The sequence below is a fragment of the Meiothermus taiwanensis WR-220 genome (genome assembly GCF_003568585.1).
In the GTDB taxonomy this organism is placed as follows: Bacteria; Deinococcota; Deinococci; order Deinococcales; family Thermaceae; genus Meiothermus; species Meiothermus taiwanensis.
The window spans coordinates 968,915-982,143 of the sequence record NZ_CP021130.1 but is presented as its reverse complement, the minus strand read 5'-3'; the positions used below and the strand labels follow the sequence as shown (position 1 = coordinate 982,143).

Sequence of the window (13,229 nt, the reverse complement as noted above, 5' to 3'; positions counted from 1 at the left end):
CTTATCTCTCTTTAGTCAAGATTTCTTCTTCAAAAAGTTTTAAGGCTCTAGCCACTGCTTGATCCATATTGTAGTACTTATAATCCGCGAGCCGGCCTGCAAAGAGCACTGTACCTCGCAACTTTTTTACTTCCCTTTCATAGAGGGCATGTATTGCGCGGTTGTCTTCTCTGGGTATTGGGTAATATGGTTCACAGTGGTTGTTTGTTGGTTGGTAAGCTTGAGGGTATTCTACGACTAGGGTCGTTCGCGGTAACCGTTGTCCAGTAAGGTATTTTTGTTCTGTGATACGGGTAAAGTCGTATTCGTTAGGATAGTTAATTGTGCCAACCGACTGATGCCACTCCTCTTCAAGAGTCACAAACTTGAACTGGAGACTCCGGTAAGGCAAGGGACCGTACATATAGTCAAAGTATGCATCTATAGGGCCAGTATAAATCATGCGATTGAAGTGAATTTCAGTCACTATTTCACGGTAACTTGTGTTGAGCAAAACCTTGATGTTTTTGTGAAATAACATACGATTAAACATTAGTGTATAACCATGCTTAGGCATAGCCTGGTAAGTATCCTGGAAGTAACGGTCATCTCGGGAAATATATACCGGCACCCTACCTGTCACACTAGGATCTAGTTCCTCCGGCTTCAACTCCCACTGTTTAAGGGTATAGCCATAAAATACGTTCTTGTAGATGTACTCGGCCAGAAAGCGCAGTTCGGCATCTTCTGCTTCCCTCATCCTTAGGATGGGTACTTTTACACCAAAACCGTAGCTACAAATTAGCTTTTCTTCTAGGCGCTCTGCGTACTTGGGAGGGAAAAGCGCGTATAGAGAGTTAAGGTTGAAAGGTACAGGAACCAACTTACCATCTACCGAAGCCAACACCCGATGGTAGTAGGGGCGCCACTCAGTAAATTGTGATAGATAGTCCCAAACTTTTTTGCTGTTGGTGTGAAAGATGTGGGGGCCGTACTTATGTACAAGGACTCCATGCTCGTTATAATAGTCATAAGCATTTCCACCTATATGATTTCTTCTTTCAACCACTAAAACTTTTTGACCCATCTGCGAGGCTATCCGCTCGGCTAGAACAGCACCTGTAAAACCAGCACCAACAATAAGCCAATCCACCTTCATGTCCGCACCTGCCAGGGTGTTTTTCCTCTTTGCCACAGATAGAGCCAAATTGTTCCTGTCACGAAAACCTCCACTAAAACAACCGCACAGGCCATACCCACATGCCCCATTCGAGGTATCAAGAACAAAGCCAGGAGCAAGTTCAATAAGCCCGCAGATGAGATTATTACATTGAATGCCCGATCTTTACCCAAAACCAACATCCACTGGATTCCCAACGCATTAGACAAGGCAACAATTGGAAATAGCAGTACCAACACACGCATCACCTCTACCGCTCCCTCGTAGCCTGCGCCCAACAGCAAGCGCACAATCAAGGGTGCAGCCCCAAACAATAATAAGGCAGCGCCTAAACTTCCTAATCCCATTACCAACACAACGCGGCGTGCCAGATAGGCTGCATCCTTAGTCGATTGAGATGCCAGGTGAATTAAGCGCGGAAAGAATGCCCGGTTTATCGGTTCAAGCATCCCTAAAAGGGCCTTGGTCAACCGCTCGGCTCCAGCGTAAAGGGCAACTTGCTGGGGAGGCAGGAAAAATGCAAGGATAAATACATTACCTACCGTGTACAAGCTCACAACACTACGAAATAAAAACATAGTCCAGCCCAAGTGAAAAGCCTCTTTTAATTCATGTAAGCTCGGCAGGCGAAAGCTCACCTCGCGACCTGCAAGCCAAAGGCCCAGACCGGCCGTCAATGTTGAGGCCATGCCTTGCAAAAGCAAAACAATCCATGCATCATCGGGTGTACGCACCAAAATGAAGATAGGTAAAAGCACTGCGAGCTTCGCACCAACCTCGAGACCCGCCACCAATGGTAGGCGCTCCAGGCCCTGAAAAAACCATATCGGGCTAAACCCAAAGGCTATGGCCCAATATACACCGCACCACAAAAGGCGTGGATCTTGACTCAAATTATCTACCCATTGACTCAAAATGAATGCCAGGCCAACAGCTAGCGTAGCTAAAATTAGCTTGGCTCCAGAAACAGCCACCAAAAAACCAGACAAACTTTGCTTATCGGTACGGCGTCTAGCCACCTCGCGCGTAGCTGAAAGGTTAAAGCCATACTCAACAAGTAGGCTCAAATACTGCGCAAACGACTGTACTACTACTAAAGAGCCCCAGCTTTCCGGCCCCAGCACTCGAGTCAGGTAAGGAAGTGTAATAAGCGGCAGCAGGTAGTTAGCAAATTGCACACCGTAAAGAGCTAGCAAGTTCTGCGCTGTGCGCCCCCGGAAAACCTGGCTCAGCCTAGCAACCATTTCAAAACACTCCTGAAGCTCAAACTAACGCTAGCTGCGGTGAATACTGCAAAAAATCAATTGGTTCTGCCCGGCAAAGTGGATTAGTGACCCTAAACTGCACCAGCGCATTGTAACAGCACTCTAAAAGTTCCTATGTTCATTCTGTAGACAGCTTGCGCTTACTGTATTCGTACCTCACCCCCAGCAACCCCTGGCTCGAGACGGGGCTCCCCTCGCAAAGCCTCTGCCAGGAAGACCCATAGGAGGGCTGCAAGGAAACCCAGTACTACTGCGCCCACCGAAATCAATAGTCGTTTGGGTGATATCGGTTGGTAGACAGGATAAGCTGGAGCAATCACCTGAGTAAGGGAATCTCTCGTGCTGGCTAGCTCAATTTGCAAGTCGGTTTTCTTCTGTACCAAGGCTAGGTAGGTGTTCTTAGCTAGCTCGAGGGCCTGGTTGGCCTCATCAGACTCCATCTGGGCTTTAGCCAGGCGGGTTTTGAGCACTGCTATGCGCGCATCTACTTGTGCAATGCGGGTCTCAAGGATCGATCTGCGCGCCAAAAGGCGAGCCTCTTCCGCTTGGGCATCGATAAGAGCCGAGCGCAGGCGCTGGTATTCAGGGCTAAGGCTGTCAAAGCCGACTTCACGGGCTGATAGCTGCCCTATCTGATCAAAGCGAACGCGTAGAGCCTCATAGGCTGCTTTCTTGCTGGCAAACTCGAGGGCCAGCGCATCTCTTTCACGCTCCTGGGTAGCGATCTGAGATTTGATCCGGGCTATGTTGGCTTGCAAAGCGGCCATTTTTTGCCCCAACGCCTCCTGCTCCTTGGCTAAAAAGGCCAGATCCGCCCGCAGGCCCAAAGCCTGTGATAGCAAGGCCTGATGTGCCGGGTTCAGTTCCTGGTTTTTGAGCTTGAGCCCCACCACAGCCTGCAGGCCACCTCCCTGCACCGCTGCTAGCACCGCGGGATCGGCCCCCACCTCCCGCTCGAGGGTAAGCAGACTGGGTACCTGGGAAAGCTCCGCCTCAACCGATCGCAATCGGGCTTCCTTAGCGCTGCGCTCCACTTCTAGGGTGAGAATACGAGCCTGGGCATCAGCATAGGCCTGGGTGTAAGCAGCTAGCTCGGCATCCCACTGGGGGATGCGCTCCTTCTTCCGGAAGTCTTCCAGCGCACGAGCAGCCTGGATATAAACCTGGCGCATTCGTTCGGTTTCCTGTCTGAGCTGTGCCTTGGCCCCCTCAAGCTGCTGGTTCAAGGTAACAATCTGATCCGGTGAAGCGTTGCTAGGAACTATGCGGGCTTGCCTGGCTGTCTCCGCCCGCAGGTAAGCAATGCGCCCCGCCACTGCGGCTAGGTCGCGCTCGAGGCCCGCTCGCTCGGTATCTAGGTTTACTCGTTCAAGGGTTTTGGCCTCGAGCTCAGCTTTGTCCTGGGGTAGGCTGGCAGCACGGTTGAAGGCTTCCCAACGAGCCTGGGCTTGCCGATAGGCTCTCTCAGCCGGGGCTATCTGCTCATCCAAAGCCCCCAAACTGGCCTTGAGCCTGCCCAAAGGCAGTTCGTTGACCCGCTTGATCGTGGCCGAGGCCCATAGGTTGGCTGCTTGAGCCGCTGTAGCAGGTGCAGGTGCCTTGACGCTCATTTCCACTACCAGCCCCTGCGGCAACAGCGCCTGGCCTTGCCCCTGCTTAGGGCTGCGATCCTTGAGTTCAAAGAAGCGAGACATCGGCTCAAAGCCAGGCCGTGTGTCTCTGTCCCGCCAGGCATCAGGCAGCTTACCTTCCCTCTCCAAAGCTACCCATACCTCTCGCAACACCTCCTCAGAAAAAGCCACTGCGCGAAAGGCATCGAACCCCGGCAGGAGGTTGGTCTGTTGCACCTGTATTTTTTGCTCTAGCTGAGACTGCACCTGCAGTGAAGTGGCACTCACAGTAGCCGAAGAGGCATAAAGCGGTGTAGCAAGAAATAAGGAGTACAACAAAGCTCCAGCCAAAGCGATCAGTGGCGCTGTAAGCAAGATCTGCCATCTGCGTTTCAATATCAGCCAAATTTCCCTAGAATCTACAAACCACCTTACCCAAATCAGGCACTGCAGTTATGTTTAGAGCATGAACCGCCGTGCTTACCCATCGGACGTCCGTGATGAGGAATGGGCTCTGGTGCTGCCCTATTTGACCCTCGCCCCGCTGGAAGCACCCCAGCGCAAGTACGACCTGCGCGAAGTGTTCAACGCCCTGCGCTGGATGGTTCGAACCGGTGCTCAGTGGGACTACCTGCCCCACGACTTCCCACCCCCCCATATCGTTCAGGCGCAAGCCTACCGCTGGATGAACCGGGGGGTCTTCGAAGACCTGGTACACGACCTGCGCATGACCCTGCGAATGCTCCAGGGCAAAGCCGCCCATCCCAGCGCTGCCATCTACGATGCTCGCACCCTACAGTCCACCCCGCAAAGTGGGGAGCGGGCCGGATACGATGGGTACAAACGACGCAAGGGAAGCAAAGTTCACCTGGCGGTAGATACCCTGGGGCATCTGCTGGCCCTGGTAGTAACGGCGGCCAGTGAACAGGAACGGGCCCAGGTGGGAGCCCTCAGTCAACAGGTGCAGGAAGTGACGGGGGAGCAGGTGGAAGTGGCCTTTGTGGATCAGGGTTACACTGGGGAGGAAGCGGCACAAGCGGCAGAGGCGGAAGGCATCGCCCTGTGTGTGGTCAAGGTGGAAGGGGCCAAACGAGGATTCGTGCTGCTGCCGAAGCGTTGGGTGGTGGAACGTTCGTTTGCCTGGACATCCCGGTTTCGCAGGCTGGCGCGAGACTATGAGCGGCTGGCTGAGACCTTGCGAGGTTGGCACTGGTTGGCTTTTTCGATTCTGATGACAGCGAAAACTGTGGAGCTTTTACGAACAGCTAGTTAGCAGGCTCTAAGGGATATCTCGTCTTCTAGATGCTTCATACCAACCCACCATCTCAGATGTCCGGATGTTCAGCTTTTCTTGTTGAGTGGAGGTATGTACCCGCCCACTAAAAGTTTACCCCGAATCGCAATTGAAGTGTGCTATAGTTTATACCAAGTACAATTTTCTTCGGTTAGAAAAATCATAGCCTCGAAGAACGGGCCGCAGATCTCATGTAAGATTCCAGCTACTGAGTAGATTTTGCCAGCGGCCAATGTCCAGCGATACGTCTTCAGGTAGCGCCACCAAGGCCTCTTGGCGGCAAGCTGGCTGAACGTCCGGGCGGGTGCGCAGGGCCAACTCGTAGGCCGATTTGCGCTCGGTGGCGATGTGGAGGGTGTTATACGGAATGCGCTGGAGGTTTTGCAGGGCCAGGGCAATCTGCGGGGCGATGACCTCGAGGTAGTCCTGGCTGGTGAAGAGATCGGTATAGGCCGTAGGATAAGGCCAGGGCGAAGGACGGAAAGAGGTGCGGATAATCAGGTGGCGTGGAAGCAGCCGCACCAGTTCCTCGGCCACCAGTTTGGAAAGAGCGTAATAGTTGCGCACCGGCCCCACCGGGTCGTCCTCCCGGTATCCCCCCACATCCCCCCAAAACACATAATCGGTTGAGATGTGGACAAAGTGCAGGTCGTACCCCATAGCAACCCGAACCAGATTCCGGGTACCCTCCACATTCACCCTCCAGCAAAGGGTTTTTTCGATCTCGGCCTGGGCAACGTTGGTGTAAGCTGCCGCATGTACCACGGCCTTTGGCTGGTACTTTGCAAAAGCCCGCTCAACGCTGGACAGGTCTGTGATGTCCAGCTCGGCCCGACTGGGCGCGACAAGCCCGGGCAAAAGACCCCGCAGCGCCGTACCCAGGCGGCCCGTTCCGCCGGTCAGCAGTACCCCTCCAGCTTCAGCGCCGCTCATACCAGGTCTGCATGAGGCTCTGGTGTTCTTTTTTTGCACGCGCCCGCTGCCACCAGCCGGGGTTTTGCACGTACCATTCGATGGTCTCTGCCAAACCCTGGCTAAAGCTGTAGCGGCGCACCCAGCCCAGGGCCTCGGCCTTGGAAGGGTCTACCGAGTAGCGGTAGTCGTGACCGGGCCGGTCGGTCACAAATTGTTTGAGAGACAGGGGCTTGCCCAGGGCTTGCAGGATGGCCTCTGCCACTTGAACGCCGCTGACCTGCTCCCGCGCTCCCAGGTTGTAGGCCTCGCCGCTGGCGCCCCTGTGCAGAACCAGGTCTATACCGGCGGCATGATCCAAGGCGTGCATATAGTCGCGCACCGCCGAGCCGTCGCCGTAGATGGGCAGGGGCCGGTCTTCCAGGGCGTTGGTGATGAACAAGGGGATGATTTTCTCGGGGTACTGGTAGGGGCCATAGGTGTTGGAGCCGCGCGTAATTACTACGTCCAGGCCGTGCGAGATACCGTAGGCCAGCACCAGGTGTTCGGCCCCGGCCTTGGAAGCCGCGTAGGGCGAGCGGGGCCGGAAGGGATCGGTCTCGAGGGAGTGCCGCTCGGTACCGCTCAAATCGCCATATACCTCGTCGGTGGATACCTGTAAAAAGCGGCGCACCCCCGCCTGGCGGGCGGCCTCGAGGAGCACCAAAGTACCCTCGATGTTGGTACGAACAAATGCTCGTGCATCCAGCAAACTACGGTCTACATGGCTCTCAGCGGCAAAGTTGAGCACCGCATCGGCCCCTTGCAGGGCTTTGTGGGCATCGGCGGGGTTGGCGATGTCGCCCTGGATGAACTCAATCCGGTGCATCACGGCTTCCAGGTTCTCCAGATTGCCCGCATAGGTGAGCTTGTCCAGCACCACAATCTGCCAATCGGGGTGGGCTGAGAGCGCATAGCGCACGTAGTTGGCCCCAATAAACCCGGCTCCTCCGGTAACCACAACCCGCTTAAACTTTTTTTGAACGGTCTTATCCATGCTTCACACCAAAGTTTGAGCTAACCCCGATCTTCAGCCCACAGCTCAGCCCCAAAAAAATCCCAGGGCAGGCGGCCCTCGTTGGGGTCGGAGGGGTTGAACTGGTCGTTCATGGCATACAGCAGCAGCGCACCCTGGTGGCCCGCACGGTAGCCGTGGGCTACACCCGAAGGAATGTACAGAAGCGAGGGCGCCTCGCCAGAAAGCAGGAAGGAGCGCTTGGTTCCTTTGGTTGGGGAGTCGGCCCGCACATCCACCAACCACACCAGCAAGGCCCCCTGCACCACGCACCAGAGTTCGTCCTGGGTGCGCTTGGGGTGCAGGTGAAAGGCATTAATGCGACCCGGGACTGCCCAGGAAAGCGATATTTGGCGGGCTTCGAAGGGGGTTGGAAAGCCCTCTACCCGCCCATCTTTCAGGCGCAGGTACTCCATGAAGGCCCCCTCGAGGGCCCGGTGCTTTTTGAGAGAAAAAGACACCACTCCCTCTATGGGAGGTGGGGCTGAGTAATTTTGGTAACTTATGGCTATCCGAACTTGCTCGTCCAGGGTCATACCGCTCCTTATACTAAATCACGGGCCAAACTTCTATGCACAAAATGAGCAAAGAACTTTCCATCATCATCGTATCGCACAACACCCAGGGCATCCTTAGCGAGTGCCTGCAAAGGCTCAAGGCCTACTACCCGCAAGCCGAGCTGATTGTGGCTGACTCAGGTTCTACCGACGGCAGCCCCGACTGGGTAGCGGCCTCTTACCCCGAGGTTCGGCTGCTGCGCCTACCCAACCGCGGCTACGCCTATGCGGTCAACCGGGGCCTCGAGGTGGCCCAGAGGCCCTGGGTGGTGGAGATGAACAGCGACGTGTACCTGGAGCCGGGCGACCTCGAGGCCCTACAAGCAGCCTTAGAGGCCCACCCCAGGGCTGCGATGGCCGGGCCTACCCTCTACACACCCCAGGGGCGGCTACAGTCGTTTGGCCCACTGTATGCCCCCAACTACTGGAACCTGCGCCGCCCCAGGGCCGTCGGTTGGGTGTCCGGTGCGCTCATCATGGTTAGAAAATCGGCCTTGCAGGAGATTGGCGGGATGGACGAGCGCTTTTTCTTCTACAACGAAGACCTCGAGTGGTGCACCCGGGCCCGGCGCAAGGGCTGGCAGGTGCTTTTAGTTCCCCGCCGGGTGCTCCACCTGGGGGGCAGCTCCACCCCCAAAGACCCCCGCTTTATCGCCGAGGGCTACCGGGGCGGCCTGCTGTTCACACAGGATTACTACCCACACCTGCATGGGCTGCACCGAAAAGCGGTCTGGCTCGAGGCCCATCTGCGTCAGTGGCTCGATCCCAATCTCGTGCTCCGGGAGGGGTACCGGGAGATTGCAAAAATGTTGAGCGGGGGAAACATGGAGGCTTCGGTATTTGAAACGACCCGTCAGGTATCAGACAAGGCTATCTAGTAGCTTGACATCATCTTCTCCTAGATATTCCCCTGTCTGTACCTCAATTAAGACTAGGTCAAGTAAGCCCGGATTGTAAATTTGATGGGACACCCCGGCCAGTGCGCCAATCGATTCGTTTGAACGAAGCATCTGTATCTGACCGTTTAGCCAAATCTGAGCAGTTCCCTTTAACACCGTCCAGTGCTCACTTCTGTGATGATGCAAGTGGTGAGAGAGGGTGTGGCCAGGTTTGACGGTCACCCGGCGTATCTTGAAGCTGCTGGCCTCTTCTAGGGTTACATACGTACCCCAAGGCCTCCGGATTGTTCTGTGTCGGCGGATGGTCTCGTGATTTATGTGCGTGAGTTTCTCCACCACTTTTTTTACATCTTGAGCCTTATCCCGCCGGGCTACCAGTAAAGCGTCTCGGGTATCTACAATTACTAAATCGCTCACCCCAATAACCGCTACAACCCGGTCTTCACTTTGCACAAAGGTGTTGCTGGTCTCAAGTAGCACCACTTCACCCAACACCCGGTTGCCGTCTGCATCGGGTGGCACCATTTGCAATGCCGCATCCCAAGAACCCAGGTCACTCCAATCAAAGCCAGCGGCTATTACAGCTACGTGCTGGGCTTTTTCCATCACTGCATAATCTATTGAGTCACTGGGTACCTGCTTATAAAGCGCGGCATCCAAGTAGATCGGGTCTTCTTTCTTGGTAGCCTGCCAGCACGCCAGTACTGCCTCGTACATGTGGGGCTGGAGTTGCTTAAGCGTTTGCAGGTATACATCCGCCCGAAAGCAAAATATCCCAGCATTCCAGAAGTAACATCCACTTTTTAGATAATCCTCCGCAGTGGCCTTATCTGGCTTCTCTACAAAACGACTCACCTTATAAGCGTTTTCTTGTAGAGTTTCACCCCGCTGTATGTAACCAAAGCTCGTTGCGGGGTAGCTGGGCTGAATACCAAAAGTAACCATGTAACCTTGCTGTGCCAGGCGCTGAGCTTGCTCTACAGCCTCAGCAAAAGCTACATCAGGGGAAATCAGTTGGTCGGCAGGCAATACCAGCATCAACTCTTTAGGATTCTGCTCAGCAACCCACAATGCAGCCATTGCAATCGCAGGTGCAGTATTGCGCCGCTGAGGTTCAACAATAAAAGAACTCTGCACTGTGGTTTCCAGGGCCTGGTATTCACCCAGTGTGCTGAAGTAGTATTCCTTACCCGTAACAGTAAGCAGCCTATTGGCCCCGGCCCTCAAAGCTCGCAGAAATGTCTTTTGCAGTAAGCTTTGGCCATCGGGGAGCTTCATAAAGGGCTTGGGATAAAGCTCCCTCGAGACCGGCCATAGCCGGGTTCCCGCACCGCCCGAAAGAATTACACCTACCATACGCACTCCTAAAGCCGCACCCGGCTGCGATCGCCCAGCACCAGCTGCAGGGTATGGCGGCGGGCGTTGCCCTGCCCATCCACCACCACCCCCTGCCCCAGCACGCTGCTGTCCAAACGGTAGGGCAGCCGGTAAACCTGGGCCTCATCCATCAGAATCGAGTACTCAACCTCGCTGGAGATCACTTTGGCGTTCTTGCCAATGGCCGTGTAGGGGCCAATAAACCCATCCTCCACCAGCGCCCCGGCCCCGATGTAGGCCGGGCCCCGCACGGTGCTGCGCACAATGCGGGCCCCCGGCTCCACCACCACCTCGCCCACCACCTGGGAATCGGCCAGCTCGCCTTCCACCCGGCGCACAAGGCTCGAGAGCACCAGCCGGTTGGCATCCAGCAGGTCTTCGGGCTTGCCGGTGTCCTTCCACCAGCCGCGCACCTGGTGGGCCACCACCCGCTTCCCACCGTCCACCAGGCCCTGGATGGCCTCGGTGATCTCGTACTCGCCCCGACCCGAGGGCTTTAGTTGATTAATAACGGCGTGAATCGCCGGGCTAAACAGATACACCCCCACCAGGGCCAGGTTGGACGGGGGGTTCTGGGGCTTCTCCAAGAGCCGCATCACCTTGCCAGACTCGTCCAGCACCACCACCCCGAAGGCCCGGGGGTCTTCGACCGGGGTCAGCAAGACGATGGCCTCCGGGCGGGTTTGCAGATACTCTTCCACCAGGTGCTTAATGCCGCCCGAAAGCAGGTTGTCGCCCAGGTAGAGCACGAACGGGCTATCGGCCAGAAAACCCTGGGCGGTCTTGACTGCGTGGGCGATGCCCAGCGGCGCTTCCTGCACGATGTAGGTCAGGCGAACCCCCCAGCGCGAGCCATCGCCCAGCGCCGCCCGCACCTCGTCGCCGGTCTCCGGGCTGAGGATGACCCCTATGTCGCGGATGCCGGCCTCGAGCAGATCCTCGATCGCATAAAACAGGTTGGGCTTACCTGCGATGGGAATAAGCTGCTTGGCCCGGGTGTGGGTTAGGGGGCGCAGGCGAGTGCCTTTACCTCCAGAGAGAACCAGTCCCTTGAGTTCCATAAGCCTGCTCAGTCTATCCAATACGAACGCCCCATTCGCAAGTCCTTTCCCTGCATGTTGTAGAATCGAGGCCAGGCTGCGACTGCCCGAGTACCCTTCAACGACCTGTTCTGCGCTTTTGGCTACCGACAGTCGAACTTCCGGAGGTTGCGATATGGTTCAGTCCAGTAGCAGCATGCCCTTCGGCCTCGAGGCTACCCCTCCCCGTTTTGCCCTCCACGGCGCGCCCACCCCAGGTCTAGCCAACTTAGCCCAGGCGTTGAGTGCGGTACTCGAGGCCAAAGGTTACATCCTAGACCCGCAGGCCGAGGCGCCGCGGGCTGTTCTCAATTTTATCCAGGCCGAAAAACCCATCCCCTACCGGCGCAAGGCCCAGGGCACCATGGTGATCTCCTTCCTCGAGCTGCCCCAGATGCCCCCCGACCCCATCGCCGGGCTGTACAGCTACCTGGTACGGGCCCTTTCCAACATGCTGGTGGTGTATGTGCCGGGCCAGGGGGCCTATTTTCTGACCCTCGAGCTCGGCCAGTACCACGAACCCGAGGGGCCTGGCTTTGCTGAGCGCGTCTTCGAGCGGATCCACCCCATCGCCTCCTCGGTGCTGGTGGTGCAGAACATCTTTGAAGCCGACCTCGAGCCCCAGCTCTGGCAGGGCGATGCCCTGACCCAGAGCCTGAGCGCCGCAGGCCGCAAGCTGGCCGAGTGGGATCTGCTCCCGGCTGCTTTTCCCATCGAGGAAATTCTGCCCCCCGAAGACCTACGCCACGTCAAGCGGCTGTATGGCATTGGCGGGCTATCCTATGGCAACCTTTCGGTGCGCAAGGATGAGCGGCGCTTCTGGATGTCGGCCAGCGGGGTGGACAAGGCCAGCCTGCGCGAGGTGGGGCGGGACATCCTGATGGTCACCGACTACGACCCCATCCAGAACGCCATGCGCCTCTCGGTGCCACCGGGGATCGAGCCCCGCCGGGTGAGTGTGGACGCCATCGAGCACTGGATGATCTACCGCGAACACCCCCAGGTAGGGGCCATCATCCACGTGCACGCCTGGATGGAGAACATCCCCTCCACCCAGTTCAACTACCCCTGCGGCACCTACGAGCTGGCCAGCGCAGTGGCCGAAAAAGTGCGCGAAGCCCCCGACCCCAGCCGGGCGGTGGTGGGTCTCAAAAACCACGGCCTGACCATTACCGGGCACAGCCTCGAGGAGATTCTGGAACGCATCGAGGGCCGGCTTTTGCGCCAGGTACCCATGTCCTAGAGCGTTTCCCACGAATACCCAGTACAGCGTATTTTGCTGTACTGGGTAAATTACCTGCCACCGGGGGGCAGGTAATTGTGGGAAACGCGACTAGAGCGCATCCACTTTGGTTGCTTGCAGGGCCTCTACTCGAGCACGCAAACGTCGGGCCCGCTCCACAAGCGGCTCGGCCTGGCCGGCCAGCTGGGCCTGAAACTCCAGCGCCACCACCTTGCCGGGGGTAAAGGCCCGTCCGTCGGGGTTGGGGAACAGGCTGTTCAGCAGGTTGAAGTCTTCGTCTGAGCGCCATTCAGCCTCTTTTTTGAGGCGATCCAGGTAGCCCCACTGGAAGCGCTCCTCGCTGAGCTGCCCTGCGATAAAGCGCTCGAGCAGATCGAGGTAGGCCTGAAGCCCCACCACCGCGGGGTTGCGCACGGGTTTGCCAGTGTGAACCGGCAGGTGCTGCAGCAGCAAAGGCTCGAGCTGCTCGGGGTTGATCTTCCAGTTGTCGAGGTCGAAGAGGGGCCGGGCCTGGCGGAAAAGAATGAACTGCGGGCTCTGGTGCTGGATGCCGGTGCGGGCCTCGACGTGGTTCGAGGCCGGGCGGTCTTCGGGGATGCGGATGATGCCGATGGCCACGTCGGGGCGGGGCTCGAGGTACTTCTGCACGTAGCGCATGGCCTCGAGGGTTTTGTCGCTGGTGCTGGCTTTGAAGATGGCCGTCAGCTCGAAGCGCTCCAGAAAAGCGTCCACATCCTCGGGCGTTCGGAGGGGAAAAACCCGTTCACGCAGGCTCATAGG

At 57.0% G+C, this 13,229-nt stretch carries 12 protein-coding genes; 3 read left to right on the top strand and 9 right to left on the bottom strand.

The window, feature by feature from the left end:
- Position 1 precedes the first annotated feature (1 nt).
- From glf to MTAI_RS04885, 3 genes are all read right to left on the bottom strand, one after another.
- On the bottom strand, positions 2 to 1,138 hold the full coding sequence (gene glf / locus MTAI_RS04895) for a UDP-galactopyranose mutase (protein ID WP_027887261.1): 1,137 nt from the start codon (positions 1,136 to 1,138) through the stop codon (positions 2 to 4).
- Positions 1,135 to 2,403 carry an oligosaccharide flippase family protein gene (locus MTAI_RS04890; RefSeq protein WP_027887260.1) on the bottom strand — a complete coding sequence of 423 codons (1,269 nt, stop codon included), beginning with the start codon at positions 2,401 to 2,403 and terminating at the stop codon, positions 1,135 to 1,137. The genes glf and MTAI_RS04890 overlap by 4 nt, the downstream gene beginning before the upstream one ends.
- A gap of 161 nt (positions 2,404 to 2,564) precedes the next feature.
- Positions 2,565 to 4,436, bottom strand: a complete 1,872-nt coding sequence (locus tag MTAI_RS04885; RefSeq protein ID WP_281004670.1) for a Wzz/FepE/Etk N-terminal domain-containing protein — start codon at positions 4,434 to 4,436, stop codon at positions 2,565 to 2,567.
- Positions 4,437 to 4,500: 64 nt separating this feature from the next.
- Between MTAI_RS04885 and MTAI_RS04880 the strand changes: the two genes are divergently transcribed.
- Complete coding sequence (locus MTAI_RS04880; protein WP_119342530.1) at positions 4,501 to 5,307, top strand: IS5 family transposase; 807 nt, start codon at positions 4,501 to 4,503, stop codon at positions 5,305 to 5,307.
- 210 nt (positions 5,308 to 5,517) lie between these two features.
- Here the strand turns inward: MTAI_RS04880 and MTAI_RS04875 are convergent, their stop codons facing one another.
- The 3 genes from MTAI_RS04875 to MTAI_RS04865 are packed head-to-tail and all read right to left on the bottom strand — an operon-like array spanning position 5,518 to position 7,830.
- On the bottom strand, positions 5,518 to 6,261 hold the full coding sequence (locus MTAI_RS04875; protein ID WP_027888865.1) for an SDR family oxidoreductase: 744 nt from the start codon (positions 6,259 to 6,261) through the stop codon (positions 5,518 to 5,520).
- Positions 6,248 to 7,276 carry a dTDP-glucose 4,6-dehydratase gene (rfbB, locus tag MTAI_RS04870; protein WP_027888866.1) on the bottom strand — a complete coding sequence of 343 codons (1,029 nt, stop codon included), beginning with the start codon at positions 7,274 to 7,276 and terminating at the stop codon, positions 6,248 to 6,250. Before rfbB ends, MTAI_RS04875 begins: the two co-directional genes overlap by 14 nt.
- Before the next feature lie 20 nt (positions 7,277 to 7,296).
- Entirely contained in the window at positions 7,297 to 7,830 is a 534-nt protein-coding gene (locus MTAI_RS04865; RefSeq protein WP_027888867.1) for a dTDP-4-dehydrorhamnose 3,5-epimerase family protein, read from the bottom strand.
- Between the two features lie 44 nt (positions 7,831 to 7,874).
- Between MTAI_RS04865 and MTAI_RS04860 the strand changes: the two genes are divergently transcribed.
- Positions 7,875 to 8,729 carry a glycosyltransferase family 2 protein gene (locus MTAI_RS04860; RefSeq protein WP_043982057.1) on the top strand — a complete coding sequence of 285 codons (855 nt, stop codon included), beginning with the start codon at positions 7,875 to 7,877 and terminating at the stop codon, positions 8,727 to 8,729.
- On the opposite strand, the gene MTAI_RS04855 is transcribed toward MTAI_RS04860, so the two are convergent.
- Positions 8,712 to 10,106, bottom strand: coding sequence for a mannose-1-phosphate guanylyltransferase/mannose-6-phosphate isomerase (locus MTAI_RS04855; protein WP_027888868.1), 1,395 nt, complete (start codon positions 10,104 to 10,106; stop codon positions 8,712 to 8,714). The two genes, MTAI_RS04860 and MTAI_RS04855, sit on opposite strands and share 18 nt — an antisense overlap.
- Before the next feature lie 8 nt (positions 10,107 to 10,114).
- Positions 10,115 to 11,188, bottom strand: coding sequence for a glucose-1-phosphate thymidylyltransferase (locus MTAI_RS04850; RefSeq protein WP_027888869.1), 1,074 nt, complete (start codon positions 11,186 to 11,188; stop codon positions 10,115 to 10,117).
- 154 nt (positions 11,189 to 11,342) lie between these two features.
- On the opposite strand from MTAI_RS04850, the gene MTAI_RS04845 reads away from it, so the two are divergent.
- Positions 11,343 to 12,449 carry a class II aldolase/adducin family protein gene (locus tag MTAI_RS04845; protein ID WP_223299807.1) on the top strand — a complete coding sequence of 369 codons (1,107 nt, stop codon included), beginning with the start codon at positions 11,343 to 11,345 and terminating at the stop codon, positions 12,447 to 12,449.
- Positions 12,450 to 12,539: 90 nt separating this feature from the next.
- Here MTAI_RS04845 and MTAI_RS04840 read toward each other — a convergent pair whose 3' ends face one another.
- Positions 12,540 to 13,226: a monothiol bacilliredoxin BrxC family protein gene (locus MTAI_RS04840; protein WP_027888871.1), complete on the bottom strand. Its 687-nt coding sequence runs from the start codon at positions 13,224 to 13,226 to the stop codon at positions 12,540 to 12,542.
- Positions 13,227 to 13,229: the final 3 nt, after the last annotated feature.

Coding starts and splice junctions, on each gene's coding strand:
- glf (WP_027887261.1), bottom strand. CDS start 1,138: ATGAAGGTGGATTGGCTTATTGTTGGTGCTGGTTTTACAGGTGCTGTT.
- MTAI_RS04890 (WP_027887260.1), bottom strand. CDS start 2,403: ATGGTTGCTAGGCTGAGCCAGGTTTTCCGGGGGCGCACAGCGCAGAAC.
- MTAI_RS04880 (WP_119342530.1), top strand. CDS start 4,501: ATGAACCGCCGTGCTTACCCATCGGACGTCCGTGATGAGGAATGGGCT.
- MTAI_RS04875 (WP_027888865.1), bottom strand. CDS start 6,261: ATGAGCGGCGCTGAAGCTGGAGGGGTACTGCTGACCGGCGGAACGGGC.
- rfbB (WP_027888866.1), bottom strand. CDS start 7,276: ATGGATAAGACCGTTCAAAAAAAGTTTAAGCGGGTTGTGGTTACCGGA.
- MTAI_RS04865 (WP_027888867.1), bottom strand. CDS start 7,830: ATGACCCTGGACGAGCAAGTTCGGATAGCCATAAGTTACCAAAATTAC.
- MTAI_RS04860 (WP_043982057.1), top strand. CDS start 7,875: ATGAGCAAAGAACTTTCCATCATCATCGTATCGCACAACACCCAGGGC.
- MTAI_RS04855 (WP_027888868.1), bottom strand. CDS start 10,106: ATGGTAGGTGTAATTCTTTCGGGCGGTGCGGGAACCCGGCTATGGCCG.
- MTAI_RS04850 (WP_027888869.1), bottom strand. CDS start 11,188: ATGGAACTCAAGGGACTGGTTCTCTCTGGAGGTAAAGGCACTCGCCTG.
- MTAI_RS04845 (WP_223299807.1), top strand. CDS start 11,343: ATGGTTCAGTCCAGTAGCAGCATGCCCTTCGGCCTCGAGGCTACCCCT.
- MTAI_RS04840 (WP_027888871.1), bottom strand. CDS start 13,226: ATGAGCCTGCGTGAACGGGTTTTTCCCCTCCGAACGCCCGAGGATGTG.